Origin of the sequence: Trinickia sp. (assembly GCF_051961175.1) — a bacterium.
Taxonomy (GTDB): domain Bacteria; phylum Pseudomonadota; class Gammaproteobacteria; order Burkholderiales; family Burkholderiaceae; genus Trinickia.
This window is the reverse complement of record NZ_JBQCDN010000287.1, coordinates 1-15,820: the sequence shown is the minus strand read 5'-3', so window position 1 is coordinate 15,820 and position 15,820 is coordinate 1. Positions and strand designations below refer to the sequence as shown.

The window sequence follows — 15,820 nt, the reverse complement described above, 5'->3', positions numbered from 1 at the left end:
ATTGCTGACGATCGATTCAGGAGGACGACACTCGCCGCCCGCCGTGGTGCCGCACCGTGTTGCCCAATGAACGAACGAGACGAACTCGTATGCCGCATCCCGCCAACGTTGCTCGTACCACCGGCAAAGTTCTTGCCTGGATCCTCGTCGTCGTGCTCGTGCTTTGTGCCGTGCTCGCCATCTTCGTTGCGACCTTCAATTGGAACCGGGCCCGCCCCTGGGTGGATGACAAGGTGTCCCAAGCGATCGGGCGGCCGTTCGCGATCAATGGCGATTTGCGTGTCGGCTGGCAGCATCCTAAGGGTGAGCACGGCTGGCGCGCGTGGGTGCCATGGCCACGGTTCTCCGCCTACAACGTGACAGTCGGCAACCCGTCCTGGGCCACGTCGGCCACGTTCGCCAAGCTGGACGCCATCAGCTTCGATGTGGAAGTGCTGCCCTTGTTGGATCGCATCATCTCCGTCCCGTCAATCGATCTCGTCAATCCGTCGATCGATCTTGAACGGCTCAAAGATGGCCGTGCGAACTGGATTTTCAATTTGCCGAAAACGGGCGCGTCGCGCTGGACGCTGCGTCTGACCGATCTGGGCTTCAAACAAGCGCATATCGATGCCTCGGACGAACTCGAGCAAGTCGATTTGCATGTCGATGTGGATACGCTAGGCCAACCGTTGCCCATTGGCGAGGTCATGAAGCAGCAGGAAACCGCCTCGCGTGGAGCGGCGGCACATGTGATCGGTGAGCACGGCGCGCGGCAGCTCACCGTGCAGAAGCAGACGGCTTCGGGGCCACAGGAGGCTTCTGCGCAGATCGCGGCATCGAGCCCCCCGGCGTCGTCATCGTCCTCCGCTTCCTCCGGCGTAGCGGCGTCGCAGGCTCAGGCGCCCGCGGGCGCATCGGCTGCAGCGCCGGCCTCATCCGCCTCCGGCGCATCCAGCGCAAACACCAACACGAACGCGAACGCGAACGCACATGCTGCGCTCGTCTACTCGCTCGCCTGGCAAGCGAAGGGCCATTATCGCAAGACGGCCGTGTCGGGTACGGGCAAGCTCGGCAGTGTGCTTGCATTGCGCGACGCCGATCGCCCATTCCCGATGCAAGCGGACGTGAAAGTAGGCGATACGCGCCTCGCGCTCGTCGGTACGCTGACCGATCCGATGCATCTCTCTGCGCTCGATTTACGGCTTTGGCTGCAAGGGCAGGATCTGTCGCACCTGTACTCGATCCTTGGCGTGAATTTGCCGCAAACACCACCGTATGCGACCGATGGGCACCTCGTGGGACATCTGCAAACCGGGGCGAGCGTGTTCACCTACAGCGGCTTTACGGGCCGTGTCGGCGGCAGCGACCTGGAAGGGACGCTCACGTACCGATCGCGGCAGCCGCGGCCATCGCTTACGGGCCACGTGGTATCGAATGTGCTGCGGTTTTCGGATCTTGCGCCGGTCGTCGGTGCCGATTCGAACGCGAAGAAGGCCAAACGCGGCGAGGCGGTCAAGCAACCGACCGCGCGCGCCTTGCCTGTCGAACCGTTTCACACCGACCGCTGGAAGAGCATGGATGCCGACGTGACGTTCAAAGGCCGGCGCATCATCAAGGATCCGGCGCTGCCGATCACGGATCTCGACACGCACGTCATCCTGAAGGACGGTGTCCTGACGTTCAAGCCGTTGAATTTCGGCGTCGCGGGCGGGACCTTGTCGTCCGACTTCTATCTCGACGGTGCAAAAGCTCCGCTGCAAGCTCGCATGAAGCTCGAGGCGCGCCATCTGAGGCTCAAGCAATTGTTCCCGACGAAAAAGATTATGCAATCGGCATTGGGCGAGATGAACGGCGATGCGCAGTTGTCGGCGGTGGGCAATTCCCCGGCTGCGCTGGCGGGCACGCTGAACGGCGAAGCGAAGGTGCTCATCACGCAAGGCAAGGTGAGTTTGTTCCTGATGGAAGCGGCCGGACTGAACGTCGCGAACCTGGTCTACGAAAAACTGTTCGGCACGCGCGATATCGACATCAATTGCATGGCGGCCGATTTCGCCGCGACAGACGGCGTGCTCGATACTCGGACGTTCGCGCTCGATACGACGGATGCGCTCATCGGCATGGACGGGAAAATCAACCTGCGTGACGAGTCGATGGACTTGAAAATTCATCCGCATACGAAGGGATTCCGCGTATTCACGCTGCGCTCCCCGTTGTACGTGAAGGGTACGTTCAAGCAACCGGATGTCGGCGTCAGCAAGACGGCGATCGCGTTGCGCGCCGGGGCAGCCATCGGCCTCGGGCTGCTCAATCCGTTTGCCGCCCTGATTCCGCTGATTGCGCCGAGCCACGAGAAGGTGACCCCTTGCAGCACGCTGATTGCTCAGATGCGCACGGCGCCGCAAGCGCCGCCGCCGGGGGCGCACGCGGCGCATTGACAGCCTTGGATGTGACAGCCTTGGATGTCCGCGTCCACGCGCCGGATGGCGTCCTCCGAGCGGACCAACGGCCGCGCGCGGGTGGGATTCGCGAAAGCTTGCTAAAATGACGGGTTTTTCGCTGATCACCATTCGAAGGGACGCGCCGTGCTGTCTACCGCCAATATCACCATGCAATTCGGGCCGAAGCCCTTGTTCGAGAATATCTCGGTCAAGTTCGGCGAGGGCAACCGCTACGGTCTCATCGGCGCGAACGGCTGCGGCAAGTCGACGTTCATGAAGATTCTCGGCGGCGATCTCGAACAGAGTTCGGGCACCGTCATGCTCGAGCCGAACGTCCGCCTCGGTAAGCTGCGCCAGGATCAGTTCGCGTATGAAGACATGCGCGTGCTCGACGTCGTCATGATGGGCCACACCGAGATGTGGGGCGCGATGACCGAGCGCGATGCGATCTACGCGAACGCCGAGGCCACCGACGACGACTACATGCACGCCGCCGAGCTCGAGGCGAAGTTCGCGGAATACGGCGGCTATACGGCCGAGGCACGTGCGGGCGAGCTGCTGCTCGGTATCGGCATCGCCATCGAGGACCACAACGGGCCGATGAGCAACGTCGCGCCGGGCTGGAAGCTGCGCGTGCTGCTGGCACAGGCGCTGTTCTCGAATCCCGACGTGCTGCTGCTCGACGAGCCGACGAACAACCTCGACATCAACTCGATCCGCTGGCTGGAGAATATCCTCAACGAGTACAACTCGACGATGATCATCATCTCCCACGATCGGCACTTTCTGAACCAGGTCTGCACGCACATGGCGGACATGGATTACGGCACGCTGAAGGTCTACCCGGGCAACTACGACGACTACATGCTCGCGTCGACGCAGGCGCGCGAGCGCCAGGCCGCGGCCAATGCGAAGGCGAAGGAGCGCATCTCCGATCTGCAGGACTTCGTGCGCCGCTTCTCGGCGAACAAATCGAAGGCCCGTCAGGCCACGAGCCGTCTCAAGCAGATCGACAAGATCAAGATCGAGGAATTCAAGCCGTCGTCGCGGCAGAATCCGTTTATCCGCTTCGAGTTCGAAAAGAAGCTGCACAACATCGCCGTGGTGGCCGAGCGCATCACGAAGCGCTATGAGCGCACGATTTTCCAGAACTTCGATCTGAGCGTGCAGCCGGGCGAGCGCATTGCCATCATCGGCGAGAACGGCGCCGGTAAGACCACGCTCCTGCGTGCGCTGCATGGAAACCTGGCGCTCGACGGCGGCTCCATTAAGTGGGCCGAGAACGCGAACGTCGGTTATATGCCGCAGGATACGTACGAAGAGTTTCCGAACGACGTGACGCTGACAGACTGGATCGACGATTACCGCAAGGAAGGTGACGACGATCAAATGGTGCGTGGCACGCTGGGCCGGCTGCTGTTCAACGCGGACGACATCAAGAAGTCCGTCAAGGTGCTCTCGGGCGGCGAAAAGGGCCGGATGATCTGGGGCAAGTTGATGCTGGGTCGTCACAACGTCCTGCTGATGGACGAACCGACGAACCATATGGACATGGAGTCGATCGAATCGCTGCAGATCGCGCTCGATAAATACGAGGGCACGCTTATTTTCGTGTCGCACGACCGCGAGTTCGTCAGCGGCCTGGCCAATCGTATTATCGAAGTGCGCACGGATGGCACGCTGTATGACTTCGGCGGCAATTACGAGGAATTCCTGGCCAGCCAAGGCGTGCAGTAACATTCGCCACGTCTGAGCGTTTGGCGTTTGCCGTTCCAAGCGCCGGCCGACCATCATTGCGTCGGCCGCGCGGGTCCGAATATCTCCGCACTCGCCCCGAATGCGGGGCTGCTGAGTAGAATGTCCGAGTCGAATCCCACAAGGTGAACACTCGGACATGAAGATCTACGAACATCTTTACATCGGCGGAAAATGGCTTAAGCCTTCGGGCACGGGCACCATCGACGTCATCGATTCCGGTACGGAAGCGGTCATGGGCAGGATCCCCGAGGGGCAGGCCGCCGACGCCGAAGCCGCCGTCGAGGCCGCGAAACTCGCCTTCGATAGCTGGGCCGCCACGCCTGCCGCCACCCGCGCCGGCTATCTTCAAAAGATTGCCGCGAACCTCAAGGCGCGCACCGAGGAACTCGCCGCCGCCATCAGCGGTGAAGTCGGCATGCCGCTCAAGCTCTCGCGCGCCATTCAAGTCGGAAGTCCCGTCTACAACTGGAATGCCTACGCCAAGCTCGCGCGCGAGTTCGAATTCGAAACGCGCGTCGGCAATTCGCTCGTGGTGCGAGAACCCGTCGGGGTCGTGGCGGCGATCACGCCCTGGAACTATCCGCTCAATCAAATCACGCTGAAGGTGGCGCCTGCGCTTGCGGCGGGCTGCACCGTCGTGCTCAAGCCTTCGGAAGTCGCACCGCTCAATGCCTTCATGTTGGCCGAGGCAATCCACGAAGCGGGCTTGCCTGCTGGCGTATTCAATCTTGTCAGTGGTTACGGGCCTGTCGTGGGCGAGATCATCGCCAGCCATCCGTTCGTCGACATGGTGTCGTTCACGGGCTCGACGCGTGCCGGCAAGCGGGTGGCCGAACTGGCGGCGGCCAGCGTCAAGCGCGTGGCGCTCGAACTCGGCGGCAAATCCGCTTCGGTCGTGCTCGACGATGCGGATTTCCCGACGGCCGTGAAGAGTTCCGTTGCCGCGTGCTACTTGAACTCGGGCCAAACCTGCTCGGCGCACACCCGTCTGCTCGTACCCAAGGCACGCTATGAAGAAGTGCGGGCGCTCGCAAAAGCTGCCGCCGAAGCGTTCACGGTGGGCGATCCTCGCAGCGAGGACGCGCGCCTCGGGCCGCTCGCCTCAGCGGTCCAGCTCAGCCGGGTACGCGAATACATCGAGCGCGGCATCGCCGAGGGTGCCGAACTCGTGACAGGTGGCGCGCAACTGCCGGAAGGATTGTCCGAAGGCTTCTTCGTGCGGCCGACCGTGTTCGGCCGCGTGCACCCGAAAGCAACGATCGCTCAAGAGGAGATCTTCGGGCCGGTGCTGTCGATCATCACGTACGAGGATGAGGAAGAAGCGATCCGGATCGCGAACGATTCGCTGTATGGATTGGGCGGTGCGGTATGGGCGGGTAGCGACGAGCGTGCCATTGCGGTCGCGCGACGGCTCCGTACCGGGCAAGTCGACATCAACGGCGGGGCTTGGAACATGCATGCGCCGTTCGGCGGCTTCAAGCAGTCGGGCTATGGGCGCGAAAACGGTGTGTACGGCCTCGAGGAATATCTCGAGTACAAATCGATGCAGTTGAAGGCGGCTAAGCCGGATTGATACCCTTGCAGGCCGATACTTGCTCTAACGCCGGCGCTGACCGGCGTTTTTCATGATCGGCTGCGTCTCAAAGCTTGTCGTTCTGAAACCGCATGGCCGTGCCTTCGCGCTCGATGCGCTCCCAGACGACGCGTTTTTCGGTGTCGCTCATGAAGACCCAATTCGAGACTTCAGTGGCCGTACGGCCGCAGCCTTTGCAGATTTCGTCGAAAAGCGTCGAGCAGACGCCGATACAGGGGCTGTCGGGCAGCGCGTGGAGGTTGGAAGCCATCGAAAACGGTCTCGAATGCAGAAATGCATGAATGAATGCGCGGAGTGCCCGTATGGTAGCCGACGCCGGCTTGGGTTGGCCAAACTCCTTATGCCGAGCGGGGCCGGCCAACTCGGCCTGCGCCTTGATGCTGAAGGCTATCCGAAAGGCTAACGCGCTTTTTTTCGAGTGGACAAGGGCCTATAACCCGATAAAATTGCGCCCGATTCGGCATGGGGCGCAGCGGCCGGCGAGTTCGAGATGGAAGGCCGCACGCACGATTGTGCTGTTTGCGCGACAACCGGTCCGAGCGGTTCGCATTTTTGTGCCGCGCGCCAATATTTGATGGTAGCTTTCGGGTTTTTCAGAGGCGCCGCGTGCGGGATGTCGCGGCATGGGCGGGGTCGAGGCCGGGCAAACCGGCCCGCATCGGAGAACGGAATGAAGAAAAAGGTGATAGGCGGTCTGGCTGCACTGGTTTTGTGCGCGGCGCCGTGGGCGGCGTCGGCCAAGGATACGCAACTGAATGTCTACAACTGGTCCGACTACATCGCCAAGGACACCATTCCGAACTTCGAAAAGCAGACGAGCATCCACGTCCGCTACGACAACTACGATAGCGACGACACGCTCCAGGCCAAGCTGCTGACAGGCAATTCGGGCTACGACATCGTCGTGCCCACGAGCAACTACGCGGGCAAGCAAATCGCCGCCGGCATCTTCGCGCCGCTCGATAAATCGAAGATCCCGAACCTGAAGTATCTCGACCCGCAATTGATGGCGCTCGTCGCCGGTGCCGATCCGGGCAACAAGTTCGTGGTGCCCTGGGCGGGGGGCACGACGGGCCTCGGCGATAACGTCACGAAGGCCCAGCAGATCCTCGGCAAGAATGTCCCCCTCGATAACTGGGACATTCTGTTCAAACCGGAGAACATCTCGAAGCTGAAGGCATGCGGCGTATCGGTGCTCGATGCGCCCGATCAGTTCTTCGCAGCCGCTTTGCACTACATCGGCAAGGATCCGATGAGTACGAATCCGGCCGATTATCAGGCCGCGCTCGCGATGATGAAGAAGATCCGCCCGTACATCACCCAGTTCAACTCGTCGGGCTACATCAACGATATGGTGGGCGGCGATATCTGTTTCGCGTACGGCTGGTCGGGCGATGTCGTGATCGCCAAGCATCGCACGCTCGAAGCGAAGAAGCCGTACAAGGTCGAGTACTACATTCCGAAGGGCGGTGCGCCCGTGTGGTTCGACGTGATGGCGATACCGAAGGATGCCTCGCATAAGGACGCGGCGCTGCAATGGATCAACTACATCGAGACGCCGCAAGTCAACGCCGCAATCACCGATGCCGTCTACTATCCCACGGCCAACGCCGAGGCGAAGAAGTACGTGAACCCGCAAATCGCCAACGATCCGGCCGTCTACCCGCCGGCCGATGTCGTCAAGACGCTGTTCCTGCTCAAGCCGCTCCCGCCTGAGATTCAGCGCCTGCAAACGCGTCTGTGGACCGAGTTCAAAACGGGCCGATAATACGGGCCGATCATTCTGCCGCCACAAGCAACAAGCAGTCACGAGCCCCCGGAGCCATCGCCGGGGGCTTTGTACGTCAAACGATTGGAGTCAAGCAGCAAATCATGAGCGATCAGTCGAGCTCGCAGCCGTCCGCCGGCGCGCGCCCCGCAGGTTCCACGTCGGCCGGCAATGCATCGGCCGACAACTTTGTGCAGATCGTCGACGTCGTCAAGAAGTTCGGGGAAACGGTCGCGGTCAAGAACGTCAGTTTGTCGGTGGCGAAAGGCGAGTTGTTCGCGCTGCTCGGCAGTTCCGGCTGCGGCAAGTCGACCTTGCTCAGAATGTTGGCCGGGCTCGAATCGGTCAGCGCGGGCAAGATTCTGATCGATGGGGAAGACCTCGCCCTGATGCCGCCTTACCGGCGCCCGGTCAACATGATGTTTCAGTCGTACGCGCTGTTTCCGCACATGAGTGTGGAAGCGAACGTCGCGTTCGGGCTCAAGCAGGAAGGTGTGCAAAAGGCCGAGCTCAAGGAGCGCGTGCAAGCCGCCCTCGATCTCGTGCAGATGGGGCGGTTCGCGAAACGCAAGCCGCATCAGCTTTCGGGCGGGCAGCAGCAACGCGTCGCGCTGGCGCGCTCGCTGGTGAAGCGGCCCAAACTGCTGCTGCTGGACGAGCCCATGTCGGCCCTCGATAAGCAGATCCGGCAGCGCACGCAGATCGAACTCGTCAACATTCTCGATCGCGTCGGCGTCACGTGCATCATGGTGACGCACGATCAAGAGGAGGCGATGACGATGGCCGATCGCCTCGCCGTCATGAGCGAGGGCGAAATCGTCCAGCTCGGCACACCGCATGAAGTGTACGAATATCCGAACACGCGCTTTTCCGCCGAGTTCATCGGCTCGACGAATCTGTTCGATGGGCACGTCGTGGAAGATGAGCCCGACCACGTCTTCGTCGAGACCAGCGAGTTGCCGTGCCGCCTTTACGTCAATCACGGCATTACAGGGCCGCTCGGTATGCCCGTGACGATTTCGGTTCGTCCCGAGCGCATCGCACTCACGCGCAAACCGCCCGAAGGCGCCTATAACTGGGGGCGCGGCACCGTCGCCAATATCGCCTACATGGGCGGCTACTCGCTTTACCACGTGAAACTCGATTCGGGAAAGACGGTGGTGGCGAATGTCTCGAGCCTCGCGCTGACGGAAATCGAATCGCCCACATGGGGCGACGAAATCTACGTGCGCTGGAGCGCATCGGCCGGGGTGGTGCTGACCGCATGAACGCGCTGCTCTCCCTCGCCACGTGGCCAGCCAGACGCCTGCGGCTGACGGGCGGCACTGCCGTCGTCGCCGGGCCTTTCATCTGGCTGCTGATGTTCTTCTTCGTTCCGTTCCTGCTGGTCGTCAAGATCAGCTTTGCGGAACTGCAGCTTGGCATTCCCCCGTACACGGAGCTCGTCGCCGTCAAGGAGGGGGTGGTCCAGATTTCGTTGAACGTTGCGCACTACGTGTTTTTGTTCACGGACAGCCTGTATTTCGCCACCTACGTCAACTCGGTGCTGGTGGCAGCCGTCACGACGCTGCTGTGCCTGCTGCTCGGCTATCCGATGGCGTACTACATCGCGCGCTCGAATCCGAACTCGCGCAACATCTTGATGATGGCCGTGATGTTGCCGTTCTGGACGTCGTTTCTGATTCGCGTCTACGCATGGATCGGCATCCTCAAGAACAACGGGCTGCTCAATAACTTCCTGATGACGATCGGGCTGATCCACACGCCGATCGAGCTTTATCGCACCAATGCGGCCGTCTACATCGGCATGGTGTATTCGTATCTGCCGTTTCTCGTCATGCCGCTGTACGCGCACCTGGTGAAGATGGATCTGACGCTGCTCGAGGCCGCTTACGATCTCGGCGCCAAGCCGTGGAAGGCATTCGTGCAGATCACCTTGCCGCTCTCGAAGAACGGGATCATCGCAGGTTGCCTGCTCGTGTTCATCCCGGCCGTGGGCGAGTACGTGATCCCCGAATTGCTCGGCGGCGCGAACACGCTGATGATCGGGCGCGTCATGTGGAACGAGTTCTTCAACAACGCCGACTGGCCGATGGCGTCCGCGGTCACTTGTGCGATGGTCCTGCTGTTGCTCGTGCCGATGGCGATGTTCCAGCACTTTCAGGCAAAACAACTGGAAGCGCGGCGATGATCAAACCGAACCGGACATTGCAGATCACGGCGCTCGGCGTCGGTTTCGCGTTTCTCTATATTCCGATCCTGAGCCTCATCGTCTATTCGTTCAACGAGTCGCAGCTCGTCACTGTGTGGACGCATTTTTCCACGCGCTGGTATGCGGCGGTGGCTCAGGACGACGAGCTCATCACCGCGTTCTGGCTCTCGCTGCGCATCGCCTTGTTGACGGCGTTCGCCTCCGTCTTCATTGGTACGTGGGCGGGCTTCGTCCTCGCACGAATGGGGCGGTTTCGCGGCGCCACGCTATTTAGCGGGATGATCAACGCGCCGCTCGTGATTCCCGAAGTGATCCAAGGGATCTCGCTGCTGTTGCTGTTCATCGAGATGGGCAAGTGGATCGGATGGCCGCAGCAGCGTGGCTTTGCGACGATCTGGATCGGCCATGTGATGCTTTGCATGTCGTATGTCGCCATCATCGTTCAATCGCGCGTGCGCGAGCTCAACCCTTCGCTGGAGGAGGCTGCGCTCGATCTCGGGGCGACACCGTTCAAGGTGTTCTTCGCGATTACGCTGCCTTTGATCTCGCAAGCGCTCATGGCCGGCTGGCTGCTCTCGTTCACACTGTCGATCGACGATCTCGTGCTGTCGGCGTTCTTGTCGGGGCCCGGTTCGACCACGCTGCCGCTGGTCGTGTTTTCGCGGGTGAGGCTCGGGCTGAACCCGGAGATGAACGCGCTTGCGACGCTATTCATCGCCGTCGTCACGGTTGGCGTGATCGGCATTAACTACTTCATGCTGCGAGCGGAAAAGCGCAGGTTGGCGGGCGTCGTTTAACGTATCCGGACACGACGGCGACGGCGACCGCGGCGGCGAGGGCGCGGCCGCGGCCGCGTCGCTCGATCTCGCCATCGGCTGGCGAGCGTCGGATGCGAACTGCGAAGGCAAGTCATCGTTGCGCGCTGGCGAGCCTGGCGGAGCGAAAAGCCTCCGCCAGGCAGTTATCCCGTCGTCAGTCCGTCACTCGGTTCGCGGCGGCGTCCCCATCGCCTGATAGAGCAGCGCCGTATCGCCGAGCCGCCGTCCAGCCGCCCGGATGGCATTCAACTGCGCGTTCCAGTACTGCTGCTCGCTGGCGCGCACGGCCAAGTCCGCCACTGCGCCGAGCTTGCCGCGTGCGGCCGTTTCGTCGAATGCCTGACGAGCGGCCGAGGCAGAAGTATCCGCTGCGCGCGCCGCTTGAGCGTCGTACTCGAGCGCGGCGAGCGTATCGGCTACGTTCTGGAACGCCGATAGGACCGCTGCCTTGTATTGGTCGGTGGCTGCTTGGTAAAAGTCGATCGCAGCGCGCCGCTGTGCGAGCAAGGCGCCGCCGTGGAACAGCGGCTGCGTCAGCGATCCGCCGAGACTCCATATCGCGCCCGCGCCCGACAGGGCCGTCGGCCAACTGAAGCCGGCCTGGCCCATCGATGCCGTCAACGACACGCTCGGGAAGAGTTGCGCCGTCGCTACGCCAACCTCGGCGGCCGCCGCTTTGAGCGCCGCATCGGCCGCGGCGATATCGGGGCGTGTCTTCAGCAGCATGGACGGAACGACTACCGGTACGTGCTCGGGCAACGTAAGGCTGGCGAGTGTCGGGATGTCCGGGACCGCGTCGGGCGTTCGCCCCATGAGTACCGCCAGCGCATGACGGGCCGCTTGGCGTTGCGCCAGCAGCGTCGGCAAGCTCGCTTCGAGATCGGCCGCGTTCTGCTGCGACGCCAGCGCTTGCGAATGGGGCACGGCGCCGAGCGCGTAGCGGCGGGCATCCTGCTGTGCAGTTTGTCGCGCCAAGCTGACAAGCCGCTCGGTGGCATCGACTTCATCGCTCAGTGCCGCCGCGTTGATCGCCGTCGTCACGATATTGGCGGCCAACGTTCGCCGTGCGGCATCGAGCTCGAATGCTTGCACATCGACACGTGCATGGAGCGCGGCGTTCGCATAGCGCACGGCACCGAACAAGTCGAACGTGTAGTGCGCTTCGAGTTGCCCGACGAAAACGTTGTAGAGCACCGTCTGCGGTCCGGCCTCGGGGATGCCGAGCGCCCGGTTGCGCGTGGCCTGGCCGCCAGCATCGACGGTCGGCAGCAATGACGAGCCGATCTGCGCCCGCAGTTGCTCGCGTGCGCCGGCGAGTGTTTTCTCGGTTGCTGCGAGTGTGGGGCTGTTCTTGAGCCCTTCCTCGACGAGCGCATCGAGCTGCGCGGAGCGATACAGCCGCCACCAGTCGGGCACTGGCTGTGCGCCTACGTCGAAGTGCTGAGCGACGCCGGCGGCCCTGGCCGTCTGCTCGGGAAGCGCCGTTTGTCCGTAATGAGCTGGCGACGGCATGGCGGGTGGTTCGCCGTTCGGCCCCAGCGAGCAGGCGGCCAGCGTGAGCGCCGCGGCAAGCGAAAGCGGGAGCGATCGCGGGAGAGCCAGCCCACGGCGTGCATGGGCGATGTGCGAGACGTTCAAGATCAGTTCCCCGTGTGCGCGTTGGCGTCCGGCGGCGGATCGCGTTCATCGAGCCGCACTCTGAACGAGGTGGCATAGAGCGCGGGCAAATAGAAGAGCGTGAGCACGGTCGCGCTCGTGATCCCGCCCATCAGCGCGGTGGCCATCGGCCCGAAGAAGTTCGAGCGCAGCAGCGGAATCAGCGCGAGGACGGCCGCCGCGGCCGTCAACGTAATGGGCCGGAAGCGGCGTACGGTCGCGCCGACGATCGCGTCGAACCGGCGATGCCCGGCCGCGATGTCCTGTTCGATCTGGTCGACGAGGATCACCGAGTTGCGCATGATGATGCCGAACATGGCGATCACCCCGAGCATGGCCACGAAGCCGAACGGCTTGCCGAAGGCGAGCAGCGTCACGACGACGCCAATCAGCCCGAGCGGCGCGGTCAACACCACGAGCAGCACGCGCGCGAAGCTTTGCAGTTGGATCATCAGCAGCGTGAGGACGGCGATGATCATCAGCGGCATCTGGGCATTGATCGACGCTTGACCCTTCGCGCTTTCTTCCACCGAGCCGCCCACTTCGATGCGATAGCCAAGCGGCAACGACGCCCGCACGGGCGCCAATGCACCATCGAGATCGTGCGTGACATCGATCCCTTGCGCATTGCCGCGCACGTCGGCTTGCACCGTGATCGTCGGCTGGCGATCGCGTTCCCAGATCACGCCGTATTCGAGCGTGTTGCGCATATGTCCGAGCGAGGCGAGCGGCACGGGACCGTTCGCCGTCGGCATCGCCAGGCCGAGCAAGCGCGCCGGATCGACCCGCTCGTGCTTGGGCGCGCGCAGATCGACGCTGATGAGCTTATCGCGCTCGCGGTACTGCGTGACGGTGTAGCCCGAGAGCGTCATCGCCAGAAAATTCGATACGTCTTCCGATGTCACGCCCAGTCGGCGAGCTTTGTTTTGGTCGACCTCGAACGTCATCGAGCGTTCGGCCGGCTCGTCCCAGTCGAACTGCACGCCGCGCGTCCTACCGTCGGCCCGCATCGTTGCAGCGACTTTTTCGGAGATCGCGCGCACGGTGCCGATGTCGTCTCCGCTCACGCGAAACTGCACGGGAAAGCCGACGGGCGGGCCGTTCTCGAGCCGCGACAGCCGTGTGCGAACGCCCGAAAAGTCGTTTTCGAGGCGCGTGTCGAGCCAGCGCGCGAGCTTGTCGCGTTCCTCGACCGATTTCGCCGTCACGACGAACTGTGCGAAATTCGGCTGTTGGAGCTGCTGATCGAGCGGCAGGTAAAAGCGCGGCGCACCGGTGCCGACGTAGTCGACGAAATGATCGATTTCCGGACGGCCGTTGAGCGTTTCCTCGAGCCGCTTGGCTTGCCTGAGCGTGGCATCGAACGAGGCGCCTTCGGGCAGCCGCATGTCGACCAGCAACTCGGGGCGATCTGAGCTCGGGAAGAATTGCTGCGGCACGAGCGAGAATGCGGCGAGGGCGGCGATAAACAGGACGACCGTGATGCCGAGCACGACGAAGCGGCGCTCGACGCACCAGGTGATCCAGCCCGAGAGCCGGCGATAAAAGCGCGTGTCGTAGATGTCATGCTCGTAATCGTGCGCTTCGCCGTGCGCGCGTTTGCGCTCGGGCAGCAGATGGTAGCCGAGCAGCGGGATCAGCACGACGGCGGCGAACCACGATGCGATCAAGGCAATGGCCGACACTTCGAAGATCGAGCGCGTGTACTCGCCCGTGCTCGATTTGGCGAGTGCGATCGGCAGGAAGCCCGAGACGGTAACGAGCGTGCCGGTGAGCATCGGAAAGGCGGTACTTGTATAGGCGAAGGCGGCCGCGCGCGTCCGCTTCCATCCTTGTTCGAGCTTCACGGCCATCATTTCGACGGCGATGATGGCATCGTCGACGAGCAACCCCAATGCGAGCACGAGCGTGCCGAGCGACACCTTGTGCAACCCGATGTCGAACAGATACATGACCAGTGCGGTGACCGCAAGCACGATCGGGATCGAGATCACGACGACCATCCCGGTACGCAAACCGAGCGACACCAGACTCACGACGAGCACGATCGCGACGGCTTCGCCGACGGCCTCGAGGAAATCGTCGACGGAATGCGAGACCGCACCCGGCATGCTCGATACTTGCTCGAGCGCGAGGCCAGCGGGTAGATGCGCACGCAATTGCCCCGCCGTGGCATCGAGCGCCTTGCCGAGGCGAATCACGTCGCCGCCCGGCTGCATCGTCACGCCAATTCCAAGCACGGCATGGCCGTGGTTGCGCATTTCGGTGACAAGCGGATCGTCGTAGCCACGTTTGATCGTGGCGATATCGCCGAGCCGCACGCTACGATGGCCGATCGGAATCAACGTATCGGCCAAGGCGCGAAGGTCGGTGAACTGGCCGCTCGGGCGGACGAATACGCGATCGTCGGAGGTCGTGACCGTGCCGGGCGAAGCAACCGCGTTTTGCGAGGCGATCGCTTGCGCCAACTGCTGCGGCGAGATGTTCAGCCGGGTGAGCTGTGCATTCGAGATCTCGACGAAAACGTGCTGATCGGGATCGCCGAAATAGTCGACTTTGGCCACGCCGGGCACACGCAGCAGCACGGTGCGCAGTTCGTCCGCATAGTCATGCAGTTGAGCCGGCGAAAAACCGTCTCCCTCGAGCGTGTAGATGTTGGTATAGACGTCGCCGAACTCGTCGTTGAAGAACGGGCCGACGGTGCCCGCCGGGAGCGTCTGCGCGATATCGCCCACTTTCTTGCGCACTTGATACCACGTTTGCGGCACCTCCTTGACCGGCGCCGAATCCTTCATCGAAAAGAAGATCATCGATTCTCCGGGCCGCGAATAGCTGCGTTGGAAATCGATATAGGGCATCTCCTGCAGCTTGCGCTCGATTCGATCGGTCACTTGCTCTTGCACTTGGCGAGCGGACGCGCCGGGCCACAGCGTGCGGACCACCATGACGCGGAACGTGAAGGGCGGATCTTCCGATTGCGCGAGGTGCGCATACGCAAAAATGCCGGCGAACGTCGCCAGCACGATCAGGAAAACGACGAGTGCCTGGTGCCGCAGCGACCACGCCGACAAATTAAAGCGTCCCTCTTCGTGCACGCTGGCTGTGGCGAGTGTGTCCGCTGCGATGGGCGATGAATGAGCGGCGCCGGGCAGGGCGGCCGCGTCGCGGCGATCGTTGCCGCTCATGATGCGAAGTCCTCGGGATGCAAAGGACGCACGACGCGCACGTGCTCGCCGGCGCTGACGGTGTGCACGCCCTGGTAGACAACCCGGTCGCCGTCCTGCAGGCCTTGCGTCACGGAAAACGTGCGCTCGTCATAGCGCCCGACGGTGACGCGCCGCAATTCGAGTGTGTCGGTCCCCGTGCGTACGACCCATACGGCCGGCGTATTGCCGTCGTGAAACAGCGACGTCACGGGCAGGGTGAACGGGTGCGGGCCTGCCGCGTTAGCCTGCGTCGAGTCGAAGGTGATTTGCGCCGTCATGCCGAGCCGTACCTGAGGGTCCGGCGCGACCAACGTCAGCTTGACGCGGTAGGTGCGGCTCTGCGGATCGGCGGCCGGCGAGATCTCGCGTACGCGCGCGATGAATGACT

11 protein-coding genes are annotated in these 15,820 nt (G+C 62.7%); 7 read left to right on the top strand and 4 right to left on the bottom strand.

Features of this window, described 5'->3' with window-relative positions; translation table 11 throughout:
- Positions 1-89: 89 nt before the first annotated feature.
- The 3 genes from ACTHL0_RS17215 (at position 90) to ACTHL0_RS17205 (ending at position 5,751) form a co-directional block, all read left to right on the top strand.
- Positions 90-2,417, top strand: coding sequence for an AsmA family protein (locus ACTHL0_RS17215; protein ID WP_440568024.1), 2,328 nt, complete (start codon positions 90-92; stop codon positions 2,415-2,417).
- Positions 2,418-2,564: 147 nt separating this feature from the next.
- Positions 2,565-4,157 carry an ABC-F family ATPase gene (locus ACTHL0_RS17210; protein WP_440568023.1) on the top strand — a complete coding sequence of 531 codons (1,593 nt, stop codon included), beginning with the start codon at positions 2,565-2,567 and terminating at the stop codon, positions 4,155-4,157.
- Positions 4,158-4,314: 157 nt separating this feature from the next.
- Complete coding sequence (locus ACTHL0_RS17205; protein ID WP_440568022.1) at positions 4,315-5,751, top strand: aldehyde dehydrogenase family protein; 1,437 nt, start codon at positions 4,315-4,317, stop codon at positions 5,749-5,751.
- A gap of 67 nt (positions 5,752-5,818) precedes the next feature.
- Here ACTHL0_RS17205 and ACTHL0_RS17200 read toward each other — a convergent pair whose 3' ends face one another.
- Positions 5,819-6,022 (bottom strand): DUF1289 domain-containing protein, encoded by a 204-nt coding sequence (locus tag ACTHL0_RS17200; protein WP_440568021.1) that lies wholly within the window; start codon positions 6,020-6,022, stop codon positions 5,819-5,821.
- 420 nt (positions 6,023-6,442) lie between these two features.
- On the opposite strand from ACTHL0_RS17200, the gene ACTHL0_RS17195 reads away from it, so the two are divergent.
- The 4 genes from ACTHL0_RS17195 (at position 6,443) to ACTHL0_RS17180 (ending at position 10,549) form a co-directional block, all read left to right on the top strand.
- The gene (locus ACTHL0_RS17195; protein WP_440568020.1) at positions 6,443-7,540 is read left to right on the top strand and encodes a polyamine ABC transporter substrate-binding protein; all 1,098 of its coding nucleotides are present in this window, start codon (positions 6,443-6,445) and stop codon (positions 7,538-7,540) included.
- 104 nt (positions 7,541-7,644) lie between these two features.
- The gene (locus ACTHL0_RS17190) at positions 7,645-8,808 is read left to right on the top strand and encodes an ABC transporter ATP-binding protein (RefSeq protein ID WP_440568019.1); all 1,164 of its coding nucleotides are present in this window, start codon (positions 7,645-7,647) and stop codon (positions 8,806-8,808) included.
- Positions 8,805-9,731, top strand: coding sequence for an ABC transporter permease subunit (locus ACTHL0_RS17185; RefSeq protein ID WP_440568018.1), 927 nt, complete (start codon positions 8,805-8,807; stop codon positions 9,729-9,731). The genes ACTHL0_RS17190 and ACTHL0_RS17185 overlap by 4 nt, the downstream gene beginning before the upstream one ends.
- Positions 9,731-10,549 (top strand): ABC transporter permease subunit, encoded by an 819-nt coding sequence (locus ACTHL0_RS17180; protein WP_440568051.1) that lies wholly within the window; start codon positions 9,731-9,733, stop codon positions 10,547-10,549. Before ACTHL0_RS17185 ends, ACTHL0_RS17180 begins: the two co-directional genes overlap by 1 nt.
- Positions 10,550-10,732: 183 nt before the next feature.
- Here the strand turns inward: ACTHL0_RS17180 and ACTHL0_RS17175 are convergent, their stop codons facing one another.
- The 3 genes from ACTHL0_RS17175 to ACTHL0_RS17165 all read right to left on the bottom strand — a co-directional run.
- On the bottom strand, positions 10,733-12,208 hold the full coding sequence (locus ACTHL0_RS17175) for an efflux transporter outer membrane subunit (RefSeq protein ID WP_440568017.1): 1,476 nt from the start codon (positions 12,206-12,208) through the stop codon (positions 10,733-10,735).
- Between the two features lie 2 nt (positions 12,209-12,210).
- Positions 12,211-15,411: an efflux RND transporter permease subunit gene (locus ACTHL0_RS17170; RefSeq protein ID WP_440568016.1), complete on the bottom strand. Its 3,201-nt coding sequence runs from the start codon at positions 15,409-15,411 to the stop codon at positions 12,211-12,213.
- A partial coding sequence (locus ACTHL0_RS17165; RefSeq protein WP_440568015.1) for an efflux RND transporter periplasmic adaptor subunit occupies positions 15,408-15,820 on the bottom strand: 413 nt, incomplete at its 5' end. The genes ACTHL0_RS17165 and ACTHL0_RS17170, both read right to left, overlap by 4 nt.